Annotated in this window: 14 protein-coding genes and 4 pseudogenes; 10 read left to right on the forward strand and 8 right to left on the reverse strand. The window is 72.7% G+C overall.

The features are described from left to right. Window positions 1-85, forward strand: a pseudogene (locus IF47_RS28225) (thiol reductase thioredoxin); the annotation flags it as partial. A 73-nt stretch (window positions 86-158) separates the two neighbouring features. Here IF47_RS28225 and tpg read toward each other — a convergent pair. Both tpg and IF47_RS0125295 read right to left on the reverse strand, forming a co-directional pair. Next, window positions 159-611 carry a telomere-protecting terminal protein Tpg gene (gene tpg, locus IF47_RS0125290; protein WP_157840046.1) on the reverse strand — a complete coding sequence of 151 codons (453 nt, stop codon included), beginning with the start codon at window positions 609-611 and terminating at the stop codon, window positions 159-161. 45 nt (window positions 612-656) lie between these two features. Then, window positions 657-941: pseudogene (locus IF47_RS0125295) on the reverse strand (IS630 family transposase); the annotation flags it as partial. Window positions 942-1,064: 123 nt separating this feature from the next. Between IF47_RS0125295 and IF47_RS30895 the strand changes: the two are divergent. The 3 genes and pseudogenes from IF47_RS30895 to IF47_RS32035 form a co-directional block, all read left to right on the forward strand. Then, window positions 1,065-1,448, forward strand: a complete 384-nt coding sequence (locus IF47_RS30895; RefSeq protein WP_157840047.1) for an ArsR/SmtB family transcription factor — start codon at window positions 1,065-1,067, stop codon at window positions 1,446-1,448. Then, a complete protein-coding gene (locus IF47_RS0125305) occupies window positions 1,445-1,981 on the forward strand; it encodes a hypothetical protein (RefSeq protein ID WP_031511329.1) in 537 nt (178 codons plus the stop codon). The genes IF47_RS30895 and IF47_RS0125305 overlap by 4 nt, the downstream gene beginning before the upstream one ends. Window positions 1,982-2,122: 141 nt before the next feature. Continuing rightward, window positions 2,123-2,861, forward strand: a pseudogene (locus IF47_RS32035) (transposase); the annotation flags it as partial. Window position 2,862: 1 nt separating this feature from the next. On the opposite strand, the pseudogene IF47_RS32190 reads toward IF47_RS32035, so the two are convergent. The 6 genes and pseudogenes from IF47_RS32190 to IF47_RS0125335 all read right to left on the reverse strand — a co-directional run. After that, a pseudogene (locus IF47_RS32190) lies at window positions 2,863-2,994 on the reverse strand (YxiG-like protein); the annotation flags it as partial. Between the two features lie 94 nt (window positions 2,995-3,088). Further along, window positions 3,089-3,817 carry a ZIP family metal transporter gene (locus tag IF47_RS0125315; RefSeq protein ID WP_031511330.1) on the reverse strand — a complete coding sequence of 243 codons (729 nt, stop codon included), beginning with the start codon at window positions 3,815-3,817 and terminating at the stop codon, window positions 3,089-3,091. Window positions 3,818-3,901: 84 nt separating this feature from the next. Further along, complete coding sequence (locus IF47_RS28240) at window positions 3,902-4,621, reverse strand: methyltransferase family protein (RefSeq protein WP_245641238.1); 720 nt, start codon at window positions 4,619-4,621, stop codon at window positions 3,902-3,904. Beyond that, window positions 4,618-5,199, reverse strand: coding sequence for a signal peptidase II (locus IF47_RS28970; protein WP_051718217.1), 582 nt, complete (start codon window positions 5,197-5,199; stop codon window positions 4,618-4,620). The genes IF47_RS28240 and IF47_RS28970 overlap by 4 nt, the downstream gene beginning before the upstream one ends. Next, the gene (locus IF47_RS0125330; RefSeq protein ID WP_031511332.1) at window positions 5,196-7,160 is read right to left on the reverse strand and encodes a heavy metal translocating P-type ATPase; all 1,965 of its coding nucleotides are present in this window, start codon (window positions 7,158-7,160) and stop codon (window positions 5,196-5,198) included. The genes IF47_RS28970 and IF47_RS0125330 overlap by 4 nt, the downstream gene beginning before the upstream one ends. After that, window positions 7,157-7,555 (reverse strand): ArsR/SmtB family transcription factor, encoded by a 399-nt coding sequence (locus IF47_RS0125335; protein ID WP_031511333.1) that lies wholly within the window; start codon window positions 7,553-7,555, stop codon window positions 7,157-7,159. The genes IF47_RS0125330 and IF47_RS0125335 overlap by 4 nt, the downstream gene beginning before the upstream one ends. A gap of 48 nt (window positions 7,556-7,603) precedes the next feature. Between IF47_RS0125335 and IF47_RS0125340 the strand changes: the two genes are divergently transcribed. From IF47_RS0125340 to IF47_RS0125360, 6 genes are all read left to right on the forward strand, one after another. After that, window positions 7,604-8,230: a class I SAM-dependent methyltransferase gene (locus tag IF47_RS0125340; RefSeq protein ID WP_078592109.1), complete on the forward strand. Its 627-nt coding sequence runs from the start codon at window positions 7,604-7,606 to the stop codon at window positions 8,228-8,230. Window positions 8,231-8,235: 5 nt separating this feature from the next. Continuing rightward, window positions 8,236-8,832 carry a methyltransferase family protein gene (locus tag IF47_RS0125345; RefSeq protein WP_031511335.1) on the forward strand — a complete coding sequence of 199 codons (597 nt, stop codon included), beginning with the start codon at window positions 8,236-8,238 and terminating at the stop codon, window positions 8,830-8,832. A gap of 123 nt (window positions 8,833-8,955) precedes the next feature. After that, window positions 8,956-9,246 carry a winged helix-turn-helix domain-containing protein gene (locus IF47_RS0125350; RefSeq protein WP_245641239.1) on the forward strand — a complete coding sequence of 97 codons (291 nt, stop codon included), beginning with the start codon at window positions 8,956-8,958 and terminating at the stop codon, window positions 9,244-9,246. A gap of 78 nt (window positions 9,247-9,324) precedes the next feature. Then, a complete protein-coding gene (locus IF47_RS28975) occupies window positions 9,325-10,293 on the forward strand; it encodes a HAMP domain-containing protein (protein WP_157840048.1) in 969 nt (322 codons plus the stop codon). A 57-nt stretch (window positions 10,294-10,350) separates the two neighbouring features. Further along, on the forward strand, window positions 10,351-10,746 hold the full coding sequence (locus tag IF47_RS28980) for an ATP-binding protein (protein WP_051718219.1): 396 nt from the start codon (window positions 10,351-10,353) through the stop codon (window positions 10,744-10,746). Between the two features lie 182 nt (window positions 10,747-10,928). Then, complete coding sequence (locus IF47_RS0125360) at window positions 10,929-13,190, forward strand: MMPL family transporter (protein ID WP_211257271.1); 2,262 nt, start codon at window positions 10,929-10,931, stop codon at window positions 13,188-13,190. Window positions 13,191-13,230 lie beyond the last annotated feature (40 nt).

Consider the following 13,230-nt stretch of genomic DNA (forward strand, 5'->3'; position numbering starts at 1 on the left):
CCAGGGCGGCGAGGTCGTGAAGACCATCGTCGGTGCCAAGCCCAAGGCCGCCATCGAGCGCGACCTCGCCGAGTTCATCGGCTGACAACCGGCAACCGGTACGCCCCAACCGCTCCCCGTCCTCACAGATCCCGAACCGGCCCACCGGCCACCGTGGTTCAAGCCTCCCCCTGTGCCGCCCCCGAGCACGCGGCCTCGCCTTGACGCGGCCGGCAGCCCGACTCGGCGTGGCCGATGTCGGTGAACCCCACCACCAGCCGCAGGGTGCGGCGGCCGCCACCTTTGAAGTAGACCTCCTGCAGGCCTTCGGCGACCACGGCCCGCAGCCGGGCGTCGGGGGCGCCGGCGGCCCGGGCCTTGAACAGCCGCCGTGCGTAGACGGGCGGCAGGCGCCGGGTGATGCGCCGCATCCGGCCGTCGTCACTGGTGCCGGGGGCGGCGGTGAACCCGAACCGGGCGCGGGCCTCCACCACGATCCCGGTGCCGGTGGCGGCCTGGCGGCGCCACCGGGCTTCCCACCCCCTGATCACCGGTGGACAGCAGCAGAGCCCCACCACGACCCCGCCGGTGACGAACTCGAAGACAGGCTGCCGTAAGGCGCCATGTGGCACCGCAGGCAGCGGCACCGTACGGTGAGATCCACAACCAGTGCCGCATCAGGCATCGTTCGCCCTGTCGACGACCTCGCGTAGCCGTTCGTCGGCGGCATGGCGGTTCCGCCAGATGATGCAGCGGCGGATCATGCTGCCCTGCTCCTCGTGGCTGGAGTGCTCGGTGCCATCCAGCGCGAAGTGGCGCAGGGCGGTGAACCGGGCCTCGATGCGGTTCAGCCAGGGATTGTTGGTCGGCGTGTAGGCGAGCTCGACGTTGTTCGCCTCGGCCCGGTTGCCGACTCGCGTGTCCTTCCTCGCCGTCGGGTGTGGGGAGAAATTGTCGCGCACGAACGTCGCCGGCCTGTCCGCGCTCACCGCCGTCTCGCCCTGGGCGCCGGGGTCCGCGAGCGCCGCTGCGCAAGGTCAGGCCACTGGTTGCCGCACACCCTCAAAGAATGCATACTTGCACAAGTGAGCAACGAAAGTTCCCCGGTGGGAGACCTGGGTGCAGTGCTGTCGCACCAGCTGTTCCGTGCCCTGGGCGACCCCACCCGTATCCGCCTGGTCGACCTGCTCGCCGAGCGCTGCCGAGCCTGCTCGGTCTCCGAGTTGGCGGACTGCCTGGACGTCGACCTGTCCGTGGTCTCCCGGCACCTCGCCCTCCTGCGCGCCGCCGGCGTGCTGCGCGCGGCGAAGCAGGGACGCATGGTCTTGTACGAGATCCAGTTCGACGCCCTCGCCGAATCGCTGCGGGGCATCGCCGACGCGCTGGAGCGCGCCAGGGACGACTTCGTCTCGTCCGCACCCTGCACACCGTCCACCGACACCGATTCCGAGAAGGGAACGGCACCATGAGCACCACGACCCACGCCCCCGCGGCGGCGGACACCCCGCCCTCCGCCGCCGAGTCGACCCGGCTCGCCGTCGAATACTGGACCGTGGCCATGGACGGGCAGTCCTCCTGCGGCTCCTGCGACGCGACCCGCGCCGTGGTCGACGGCGCAATGGAAGCCGCGCGCCCGCTGGCCATACGGCTCGGAATCCACCTCGAGGTGCTGCCGCGCACGGTCGCCACCTGGGCAGAGGCGCTCGACCACGGCATCGTCGCCTCGCCGACCATCCGCGCCGCCGGCTTCGAGCTGTGCCCCTCCCACCCGGACACCTCCGAGAGCAGGGTGTGGCAGTGGCGGGGACGGCAGACCGCCTCGCTGCCCGAAGAGGCCGCGCTCGACCTGCTCCTGCGGGCCCTGGCAGCGCGCAGCACGCAGATCGGTGAGTACCTGGAGCGCGGCGGTCCGTCCGCCTACCTTCGCAGGTTCCTGCTGGAGCGGCCCGCCCCCCGGCCCGCTGCGGACACCTCCTGCGGCGCGGCAACCGACTGCGGCTGAGCGCGGACGACGCGGGGCCGCCCCCGGTGGGGTGAGGATGTCGCAGGCGGCGCAGGCCCTCGCGGAGGGCCTGCGCCCGTGGCGCCGTGACGCGCGGTTCGGGTGCTGGTCCAAACGGCGCGGTGTCGCCAGGCCGTGCGGGTGGCAGAACGAGCACGCGTCCGCGAGATCGATGACGATGAGGGGCAGCGCCTGCCGCGGATTATCCGTGGAGGCACCGGGGCGGTGGTGACCTGGCGGCGGACCCAGATGGTGCTGCTGTCCGCGCAGGGCATGCCCGCGACGAAGATCGCCGAGGTGACCTTCAGCAGCCCGAACCGGGTGCGGGACGTGCTCCACAACGTCAACGCAGACGGCTTCGCCTCGCTCTGCCCGAACTACCAGGGCGGCCGCCCCCGGACCTTCACCCTGCCCGAGCGGCGCGAGATCAAGAAGATCGCCAAGTCCACCCCGGCCGAGCACGGCCTGCCGTTTTCGACCTGGAGCCTGGCCAAGCTCGCCGACTTCCTGGTCGCTTAAGGGGGTGGTCGACGACGTCGGCCACGAGGGCCTGCGGGTGCTGCTCCGCGCGGAGGGCGTGTCGTTTCCACGCGTGAAGACATGGAAGACCTCCCGCGACCCGGACTACGCGGCCAAGAAGGCCCGCGTCGAGCACCTCTACGCGATCGCCGACGGCGAGGTCATACCCGAGGCGGGCGAGCCCGACATCGTCTTCTGCCTCGGTGAGTTCGGGCCTTTGAATCCCCAGCCCCACCCGGGGCGGCAGTGGGCCGAGGTCGGCGGCAAGGGCAAGGACCAAGGCGGCGGGCCACGCCCGAGGCGGCGGGCGACTTGCACCCGCCCGCACGGCGTCCGGCGCCTGTTCGCCGCCTACGATCTTCGACACCGGTACGGGGATCCGCGGTCGCGTGGACGATGACCTCGTAGTCGCGCATGTAGCTGGTGTAACCGTGGTGCACGACGGCCTGATCGAAGATCTCGTCCAGCATCTGTTCGAGCACTGCGGCGTCCATGCCGCCGTTCCACCCCAGGGAATCAGACCTCCGACAGCGAGACGTGTACCAGCGTCAGGCGCTGAGAACCTCACAGAGATCGCCCGGACAAGCCCTAGCCGAGGTAGGTGGTTACGGCGGCGAAGAGGGCGAAGCCGGTGACGAGGTAGAAGCTGTCCCAGCGGCTTTCGGCGGCTTCGTGTGCTTCGGGGATCATTTCCTCGATCACAACGCTGAGGAGGGCACCGCCGGTGAAGGCGAGGACGGACAGGGTGAGCAGGTCGGGTGCGTCGCGCAGGGCGAGGTAGCCCAGGGCGGCGCCGGTGAGGACGGGCAGGGCGAAGGCGGCCGCGGAGATCAGCCGTCCGCGGCGGGAGACGCGGGCGCGGCGCAGGGCGGCTGTGGTGGCGAAGCCTTCGGGGAGGTCGGCGGGGGCTTGGCCGAGGGCGAGGAGGAGTCCGAGGGTGGGGTCGATGACGGTGCCGGTGCCGATCAGGATGCCGTCGCTGAACAGGTCCAGGGCGGTGCCGCTGTAGATGGCGTAGGGCGCGGCGCTGCCGCCGCTGGCGCTGCGGGCTTGGAGGTGGCCGGCGAATCGGTCGACGCCGAGGAAGAGTCCGGCGCCGGCGATGAAGGCCAGTAGCGGTGCCCAGGCCGGGTCGGCCTCCAGGGCGCGGGGCATCAGTTCCAGGCCGATCACGGCGATGACGATGCCGGTGGCCAGGTGCAGGGCGGCGCTCAGTAGCCGTCCGGAGGAGGGGAGCACTTCGGACAGTACGCCTCCGGCGAGGTTCGCCGCGGCCGGTACCAGGGCGAGGAGGAGCACGGTGCCCAGTTCGTTCACCGTGCACCGCCGTAGTGCTTCGCCGTCTGCGGCGGGGGTGGGGTGCGGGGGTGGTTCATGGGCTGCTCCGCTGGGGTGCCGGGGTTACCGGGTCAGCTTGGCCGGTGGTGGCTGCCTGAAGGTGTCGCAACGCGCCTGGACGGGCTTGGAGTGGCGGCATTGGTCGGTGCGGTGGGAGAGAGGCCCGGTGTCAGGCGGTTCGTCTGCCGACGCCGGGTGGGAAGCGCCCGGCCCGGGCCGTATAGGCGGCGTAGGCGGAGCCGTGGACGGCCGCCAGGTAGGGCTCCTCCACGACGCGGACCTGCAGCCGCACCGCGCCACCAAAGCGGCCAGGGCCGGCAGCGCAACGGGGTTGGGCACCATCAGCGCGAGCCCGACCGCGGCGACGGCCATCCCGGTGAAGACCGGGTTGCGGACCTGGGCGAAGAGCCCAGTGGTGACCAGCGTGGTGCGCTCGCCGGCGTCCACACCCACCCGCCAGGAGGCGCCCATGGTGGTCTGGGCGGCCAGGGTGAACGCCATCCCGGCCGCGGTGAGCACCAGCCCGGCCCAGCGCAGGGCCGCCTCGCCGGTGCCGGGCAGGGCGGACAGTCCGGCGAGCGCGGCCGCCGGCGCGGCGGCGCCGCCGGGCAGGGCGGCGCCGAACAGCACCCCGGCCCACCAGGGGGCCGTGCCGGGACGGCCGGAGATGCCGCGGAAGCCCGCGTCGCCGGTGCGGCGGCGCTGCAGGACGGCCCGGACACCGAAGGCGGTCGCCGCCCAGCCGAGGTAGAGGGCGAGCGCCGCCCAGGCCCAGCCGGTCACCGACCCTCCCCCGCGTCGACAGACGGCACCGTCGCGGAGCCGGTGGGCGGGGAGTACCCCTGGTCGTCGGCGTCGACGCTCGTGCGGTCGGCTTGCCAGGAGAGGGCCACCAGCAGCAGGCCGCCACAGACGATGAAGACGTCGGCGAGGTTGAAGGTGGGCCACCAGCCGGTATGGAGGTAGTCGGTGACGACGCCGTCGGCGGCACGGTCGATGAGGTTCGCCATTGCGCCGCCCAGGACCGCGGCGAGGGAGGCGCCCCACAGGCGGCGGGCGGCCGGTGCGGTGCGCCACAAAACGGCCGCGACAGCCGTGGTGATGGCGCCGGTGACCGCGATGACGGCTCCGGCGGGGGCGTCGGCGGCGAAGGAGAACGCCATGCCCGGGTTGAAAGCCAGACGCAGATCGAGCGGCCACGCCTCGATCGGCGCGTCGGCCAGCGCCCGCTCGGCCCATGCCTTGAGGCCCAGGTCGATACCGGCCAGGACACCGGCCGTCAGCAGCAGCCAGAGGCGGCGGGCCGCCGCCCGCCCCGCAGCGGGGGCTGCGGGACGGGCGGCGGTGCGGCCGGGGGTCATGCCCGTGCTCCCACGGGGACCGGGGCGGCCTGCGCCACGGCGGCGGGTGCCGGGGGCAGCGGCTTGGCCCGCCCGGCCCGTACACCGTTGCCGATGACCACGATCTCGGCGACCTCGTGCACGGCGACCACGGCGGCCAGGCCCAGGATGCCGAACAGGGCCAGCGGCATCAGGCCGATGACGATGGCCAGGGACAGGCCGACGTTCTGCAGCATGATCCGCCGGGCGCGGCGGGCGTGGTCCAGGGCCTGTGGCAGGTGCCGCAGGTCCTCACCCATCAGGGCCACGTCCGCGGTCTCGATCGCCACGTCGGTGCCCATCGCGCCCATCGCGATGCCCAGGTCCGCGGTGGCCAGGGCGGGGGCGTCGTTGACGCCGTCGCCGACCATCGCGGTGGACTGCCGGGTGCGCAACTCGGCGACGATGCGGGACTTGTCCTCCGGGCGCAGGTCGGCGTGGACGGTGTCGATCCCCGCCTGGGCGGCCAGCGCCTTGGCCGTGCGCTCGTTGTCGCCGGTCAGCATGGCCACCGTCAGGCCGCTCGCGTGGAGGCGGGAGACGACCTCGGCGGCCTCCGGCCGCAGCTCGTCGCGGACCGCGATGGCGCCGATCACGCGGCCGTCGTCCTCGATGAGAACGGCGGTGGCACCGGCGGCCTGCATCTGCTCCACCCGTCCGGCCAGCTCGCCCGCCTCGATCCAGCCGGGCCGGCCTAGCCGGACCGGGCGGCCGTCGATCCGGCCGACCAGGCCCGCGCCGGTGACCGCGTCCACGTCGGTGGCCGGCGTCACATCACCGTCGGCGGCGGCGAGGATCGCCCGCGCCAGCGGGTGCTCGCTGCGGGCCTCCAGCGCGGCGGCAAGCCGCAGAACCTCCGCCTCGGTGGCGCCACCGGTGGCGGCGATGTCCACCACGGCCGGCCGGTTGCGGGTCAGGGTGCCGGTCTTGTCCAGCGCGACGGTACGTATACCGCCCAGGGCCTCCAGCGCGGCGCCGCCCTTGACCAGCACGCCGAGCTTGCTGGCCGCGCCGACCGCGGCGACCACGGTGACCGGCACGGAGATCGCCAGCGCGCACGGGGAGGCGGCGACGAGGACCACCAGGGCCCGCTCGATCCAGGTGGAAGCGTCGCCGAAGATGCTGCCGATGACCGCGATCAGCGCGGCGGCGACCATGATGCCGGGCACCATCGGCTTGGCGATCTTGTCGGCGAGGCGCTGGCCGGCGCCCTTGCGGGACTGCTCGGCCTCCACGATCCTCACGATCCGCGCCAGGGAGTTGTCCTCGGCGGTCGTGGTGACCTCGACCTCCAGCGCGCCGGTGCCGTTGATGGAACCGGCGAACACCTCCGAGCCGGCCTCGACCTCGACGGGCACGGATTCGCCGGTGATCGCGGAGAGGTCCAGGGCGGTGCGGCCGGAGCGGATGATGCCGTCGGTGGCGATCCGCTCGCCCGGCTTGACCACCATGATCTCGCCGATGCGCAGCTCGGCGGGCGCGACGGTCTGCTCGACGCCGTCGCGCAGCACGGTGGCCTCATCCGGCACCAGGTTCAGCAGGGCGCGCAGGCCGCGCCGGGTGCGGGCCAGGGAGTACTCCTCCAGGCCCTCGCTGATGGAGAACAGGAAGGCCAGCATGGCGGCCTCGCCGACCTCGCCGAGGATCACCGCGCCGATGGCGGCGATCGTCATCAGCGTGCCGACCCCGATCTTGCCCTTGGCCAGGCGCCGAAGCGTGGACGGTACGAAGGTCCAGGCACCTATCGCCAGGGCGAGGGCGTTGATCACCGTCACGACGGTGTCGGAGGCGCCGGACCAGCCGGCGGTCAGCCCGGCCAGCAGCAGCACACCGGCCGCCGCGGCGGCCCGCAGCTCACTGACTTCCCACAGCTTCTCCGGCTCGTGTTCCTCCTCGCCTTCGGTGGTCTTCTTCTCGTCGCCGCAGCCGCATGCGTCGCTCATCGGGCACTCTCTTTACTCGTCAGGGCGGGTACGGCCGCCGCTGTTCCGTAGTTGGGGCAGAGCTGGACCGCCTCGCCGGTGGCCGCCAGCAGCTGCTCGGCGGCGGCCAGCAGATCCAGCAGTTCGGGGCGGGCCAGCGAGTACAGCGAGGCCCGCCCCTGGGGGCGGGAGTCGACCAGGCCGCAGTCGCGCAGGCAGGCCAGGTGCGCCGAGACCGTGGACTGGGCCAGCCCCACACAGCTCACCAGGTCCGTCACCCGCGCCTCGCCCTCGGCCAGGCGGCGCAGGATCGCCAGCCGGGCCGGATCGCCCAGCGACCGGAACAGCGCCACCGCAGCGGGCGGCGCCTCACAGGTGGTGGCCGCCGGTGCGGCCGCCGTACTATTCATCGTCATGGGACGATGATAGCCCGCTCCGCCGATGACATCTACGGAGGTCATGCCATGCTGATGAACCGGATCGAGAAGGCGGTGGTCGACAGCCCCGCCCGCCGGGCGCTGCAACGCTTCTACGAGGTCCCGGCCCTGCTCCGGCTGGCCGGCGGCCCGCTGCCGTCAGGGAGCCGGGCCGTGGAGATCGGCTGCGGCTCCGGCTACGGCACCCGGATGATCCTCGACCGGTTCGGCGCGGCCCGGGTCGACGCGGTCGACCTGGACCCGGGCATGGTGGCCAGGGCCCGGCGGCGCCTGGCCGACCGGCCGGGCCGGGTCCGCCTTGAGGTGGGCGACGCCACGGACCTGCGGACCGTCTTCGGGGCCGAGGACGGTATGTACGACGCGGCGTTCGACTTCGCGATCATCCACCACATCCCCGACTGGCGCGCGGCCGTGGCCGAGACCGCCCGGATTCTCAAACCGGGCGGGGTGTTCGTCTTCGAGGAGGTCACCGCGCACGCCCTGGCCCGCCCCTCCTACCGGATCCTGTTCGACCACCCCGAACACGACCGCTTCACCGCCGGTGACTTCCTCGCCGAACTCCCGCGCCACGGCCTGAAGGTGACGGGCGCGTTCACCCGGATCCGCGGCGACTACCTACTGGGCGTGGCCGCCCGGCAGCCGACGGCGAGGTGAGGGCCGTGGCTTGGACGGCGCCGGCCCTGTTCGCGGTGTTCCTGCTGCTCGACGGCGTGGTGCGCATCAGTGTGCAGCGGCGCCGTACCGGGGACAGCGGGGTCCGTCTCCCCGTCGGCGCGCCGCACTGGTGCGCGCGGCTGGCCAGCGCCGCCGGCGGCGTCCTGGCCGGTGCGGCGGCCCCGGCCGCCGACCTGCTGGGCATGCCCCTGCTGCCCGGCGCGGACCGGCCCGCCTGGCGGGCGGCCGGTCTGGCCCTGGCCGCGCTCGGCGTCGCCGCGACCTTCGCCGCCCAGCTGGCCATGGGCGCCTCCTGGCGCACCACCGTCGATCCCGCCGAACGGCCCGCGCTGGTCACCACCGGCCCGTTCCGCCTGGTGCGCCACCCCGTCTATACCGCGCTGACCCTCATGACCGCCGGATTCGCCCTGGCCGTGCCCAACGCCCTGGCCGTGGTCGGCCTGGCCGCCATGCTGACCGGCGTCGAACTCCAGGTGCGCCGCATCGAAGAGCCCTGCCTGAAGCGCATCCACGGCGCCGCCTGGCAGCGGTACGCCGCCCGCACCGGACGTTTCCTGCCCGGCCTCGGGCGCCTGCGCTGAGGCCGGGCCCCCTCCCTACGACCCGCCGCGCACCGGCGGCCGGTCCTCGCCGGCCGCCCGGCTCCCTTGCCCTCGTCGGGCACGCCGGCCGCCGGCGCGGGGTCTGAGGCGCAGGAGCGGTGTGTGTTCGGGCCGCTGACGGTGGACCTGCGGACCCGGCAGGCGGAGGTGGACGGAAAGCCGGTCCATCTCACGCGCCGTGAGTTCGATCTCCTGGCCGCGCTGCTGTCCGATGCCGGGGCGGTGCGCCAGCGGGAGGACCTGATCAACGAGGTATGGGATCCGAACTGGCACGGCTCGACCCGCACGCTCGATGTTCACATCGGGTCCCTGCGCGCCAAGCTCGGGGGCCGGGAGTGGATCGAGGCGGTGCGGGGGGTGGGTTTCCGTCTGGTCCTGCCCCAGCGGGTGTGACCGCATCGCCGGGCCGGTGACCACACAGAGGCGTTCGCCGCGGCCTGTCACGGCCGGGGCGTGAAGGGGGAGATACCCGTGCGGCGTCAACTGATAGCGGCGTTGGTGGCCTTACCGGCCGTGGCCGTCACCACGTTCGGTCTGCCGTTGGCCCTGGACCGGGGGGATGAGGCACTGCGGGAGCTGGCGCACACCCGGGCCCGGCAGGCGCGGCAGTTGTCGCCGGCAGCGGCCAAGGCCCTGACCGCAGGTGAGCGGGACCGGCTGCGCGAGCGTATCGCCGCGTACCAGGACCGCACCGGCGGCCGCGCCCATGTCTTCGATGTCCGCGGCCGGTCGGTGGAAGGAGCCCTGTGCCTGCTGACTCCGGAGGAACTGGCCCGGCTGGCGGTGGTGCGGGCGGCGCTGCGCGGCCAGTTCACCGACTCGGCCGACCAGAGGGTCTCCGAGAACGCCCAAGAGCTGGTGGTGGCCATGCCCGTCATCCACGGCGGGGTGCTGATCGGTGTCGTGGTGGTGTGCTCGTCCCTGGACGACCTGCGGCTTGAGCAGCTGACGATCTGGGCGGTGGTCGCGGTGATCGCCGCTTTGGCGCTGGCGCTCAACGGTTTCCTGGCCGAGCCCATCGCCCGCTGGGTCCTGCGCCCGGTGCGCTACCTGGAGGTGGCCGCCCGCCGGTTCGCGGCCGGGGACCACGACGCCCGTGTACCGGTCCATCTGGGCCCGCCGGACCTGCGGGTGCTGGCGGAGACCTTCAACCACCTGGCCGAGCAGGTCCAGCAGCAGGTCACGGTGCAAAAGGCGTTCGTCTCCGACGCCTCCCACCAGCTGCGTTCTCCGCTGGTGGCGCTGCGGCTGCGGCTGGAGAACATGGAGCCGCACCTGGCGCCGGGAGGGGTGCGCAGCCTGGAGCAGGTGCTGGGAGAAGTGGACCGGATGACCGGCATCCTCAACGCGCTGCTGCTGCTGGCCCGGGCGGAGTCCGGCGCCCAGAGCGCCGAGCCGGTGGATGTGCGGGCGGTGGCCGAGGAACGGGTGGCCTCCTGACGGCTGGTCGCGGAGCCGAAGAACATCGCCCTGACCATCGACAGTGTCGGCGAGCCGGTGGCGCAGGCGGTCACCGGCACGGTGGACCAGATCCTCGATGTCTTCCTCGACAACGCCCTCCGGGTCGCCCCGGCCGGCACCGCGGTGCGGCTGCGGCTGGCCGAGGAGGCGGGGCGGGTGGTGGTGCAGTGCATCGACGCCGGTCCCGGGATGAGCTCGGCGGAGCGTGCTCGCGCCTGCGACCGGTTCTGGCGTGGCCCCAACGCCGCCACCGGTGAGGGGTCCGGTCTGGGCCTGGCCATCGCCGCCAGCCTCGCCCGCGCCAACGACGGCCACATCCTGCTCCAGGAGGCACCGGGCGGGGGCCTGCACGCCGAGGTCCGCCTTCCTACCTGGCCATACGCGCAACGCCGGCCTCACCGCACCGCTGCCCTCCCCAACAACCAGGGGTGATCTTGGGCTGTTCCTTGCACATCCGCTGCATCTGCCCTGCCCGGGAGCTGACACCCGCTTTCCTACGCTGACGCCCGGCCCTCTCTGCCATGCGCCGGCCGGCCGTCTCCAGCGCTTGACGTCCCTGTTCGTGCGCGGCCTTCGCTTCACCCCGGCCGCCCTCTCACCTCCAAGGAGGAGGCGTGGGATCCCAGTCCACCGCCCGCACCACGACCACGTCCGGCTCTGCGCCACCTGTCCCGGCCAAGGGACTGGCCAGGCTGGGCCGCTGGCTGGCCCGCCGCCGGATTCTCGTGCTGCTGGTCACGTTCGTGGCCCTGGCCGTTGCGGTGCCTCTCGGCTCCGATGTGCAAAGCCTCCTGTCGGAGGGCGGCATCACGGTCCCGTCCTCGGAATCGGCCCGCGCCGATGATCTGCTCAACACCCGGTTCGAGGGCGGCTCCCCACACCTGGTGTTCATCGCCGCCGCCGACACCGACATCGACACTCCTAAGGCCGCCAGGGCGGGAACCGCGCTGACCGAACAACTGGCCCAAGAGCCCGGGGTGGTGCAGGCCGCCTCCTACTGGACTTTGGACGAGACCCCCATGCTTCGCTCCGAGGACGGCCGCAAGGGGCTGGTCATGGTGCGGCTGGCCGGGGACGAGGACCAGGTCCGCGACACCGCAGCGAGGATCGTGCCCGAGGTGACCGGCCGGCAGGGCCCGCTGGAGGTCACCGCGACCGGCGTGACCGCGGTCCGCATGGAGATCGAACAGCGCAGCGAGGAGGACCTGGTCAAGGCCGAGCTGCTGTCCGGCCCGCTGGTGCTGATCATCCTGCTGCTGGTGTTCGGCAGTGTCGTGGCCGCCGGCACCCCGCTGGCCGTCGGCGTCCTCGCCGTCATCGGCTCCTTCGTCATCCTGCGGCTGCTGGACATGGTCGTGCAGGTCTCGGTGTTCTCCGTCAACATCACCACCGCCCTCGGCCTGGGCCTGGCCATCGACTACAGCCTGTTCATCGTCACCCGCTACCGCGAAGAACTCGCTCACGGCCGCACCGTGCACGAGGCCGTCGCCCAGTCGGTGCGCACCGCCGGCCGCACTGTGCTGTTCTCCGCCCTGACGGTGGCGTTGTCGCTGTCGGCGATGCTCGTCTTCCCCATGTACCACCTGCGGTCCTTCGCCTACTCCGGCATCGCGGTGGTGGCGCTGGCCGCGCTCGGTTCGGTGGTGGTCCTGCCCGCGCTGCTGGCCGTCCTCGGCCACCGTATCGACGCCCTCAACGTCCGCCGCCTGTGGCGCCGGGATGCCACGGCCGCTGCCGCGCGCACCGACCGGGAAGGGTTCTGGCACCAGCTGGCCATGGCGGTGATGCGCCGCCCCCTGCCCTTCGCGCTGACGATCGCGGCGATCCTGGTGGCGCTCGGGCTGCCGTTCCTGCGGGCGGAGTTCAGCGACAGCGACGACCGCGTCCTGCCGGCCGGCTCCCCCGCACACCAGGGCGCCCAGGTACTGCGCGAGGAATTCGACAACCGCGAAGGGTCGCCGCTGAACGTGGTCCTGCCCGACATCGCCCCCGATACGGCCTCTGACGAGGTGGCCGACTACGCCCGGCGCCTGTCCGAGGTGCCCGGCGTCACCCGCGTCGATGCGCTGACCGGCTCCTACCGCGACGGCAGGCGGATCGCCCCACCCGGCCCGGCCACCGAGCGGTTCACCGCCAAGACGGGCACCTGGCTGTCGGTGGTCTCCGACACCGAGCCGTACTCCGAGCGCGGCATGGACCTGGTCAGAACCATCCGCGACCTGCCCGCACCGGACACGGCCCTGGTGGGCGGGCAGGCCGCCCTGCTGGTGGACTCCAAAGCCACCATCGAGGACAAGCTGCCCTGGGCGCTGGGCATCATCGCGCTCTCCACGCTGGTGCTGCTGTTCTTGTTCACCGGCAGCCTGCTGATCCCCCTCAAGGCCATCGTCCTCAACCTGCTCAGCCTCACGGCCACCTTCGGCGCGATGGTCTACATCTTCCAGGACGGGAACCTGCGCTGGCTGGTCGGCGACTTCACCGTCACCGGCACGCTCGACATCGACACCCCGGTCTTGATGTTCTGCGTCGCCTTCGGCCTGTCCATGGACTACGAGGTCTTCCTCCTGTCGCGGATCAAGGAGGAATACCACCGCACCGGCGACAACATCTCCGCCGTGGCCTGGGGCCTGGAACGCACCGGACGGCTGGTCACCGCGGCCGCCGCCCTGGTCGCCACCGTCCTGCTCGCCTTCGCCACCTCCTCCCTGACCCCCCTCAAACTCCTCGGCATCGGCCTCGCGCTGGCGGTGATCGTCGACGCCACCTTGGTCCGCGGCATCCTGGTACCGGCGTTCATGCGCCTGGCCGGCCGCGCCAACTGGTGGGCTCCCCGCCCTCTGGCCCGCCTGCACCGGAAGATCGGCCTGGACGACTAGCCACCCCACCCGGAACGCGCGGGAAAGCAACCGGGGGCGG

Origin of the sequence: Streptomyces megasporus, assembly GCF_000718985.1 — a bacterium.
Lineage (GTDB): Bacteria > Actinomycetota > Actinomycetes > Streptomycetales > Streptomycetaceae > Streptomyces > Streptomyces megasporus.

What these genes read in the sequence shown, in the direction of transcription:
- IF47_RS0125305 (WP_031511329.1), top strand. Translation starts at nt 1,445, where the DNA reads ATGAGCACCACGACCCACGCCCCCGCGGCGGCGGACACCCCGCCCTCC.
- IF47_RS0125335 (WP_031511333.1), bottom strand. Translation starts at nt 7,555, where the DNA reads ATGACGATGAATAGTACGGCGGCCGCACCGGCGGCCACCACCTGTGAG.
- IF47_RS0125330 (WP_031511332.1), bottom strand. Translation starts at nt 7,160, where the DNA reads ATGAGCGACGCATGCGGCTGCGGCGACGAGAAGAAGACCACCGAAGGC.
- IF47_RS0125340 (WP_078592109.1), top strand. Translation starts at nt 7,604, where the DNA reads ATGCTGATGAACCGGATCGAGAAGGCGGTGGTCGACAGCCCCGCCCGC.
- IF47_RS28970 (WP_051718217.1), bottom strand. Translation starts at nt 5,199, where the DNA reads ATGACCCCCGGCCGCACCGCCGCCCGTCCCGCAGCCCCCGCTGCGGGG.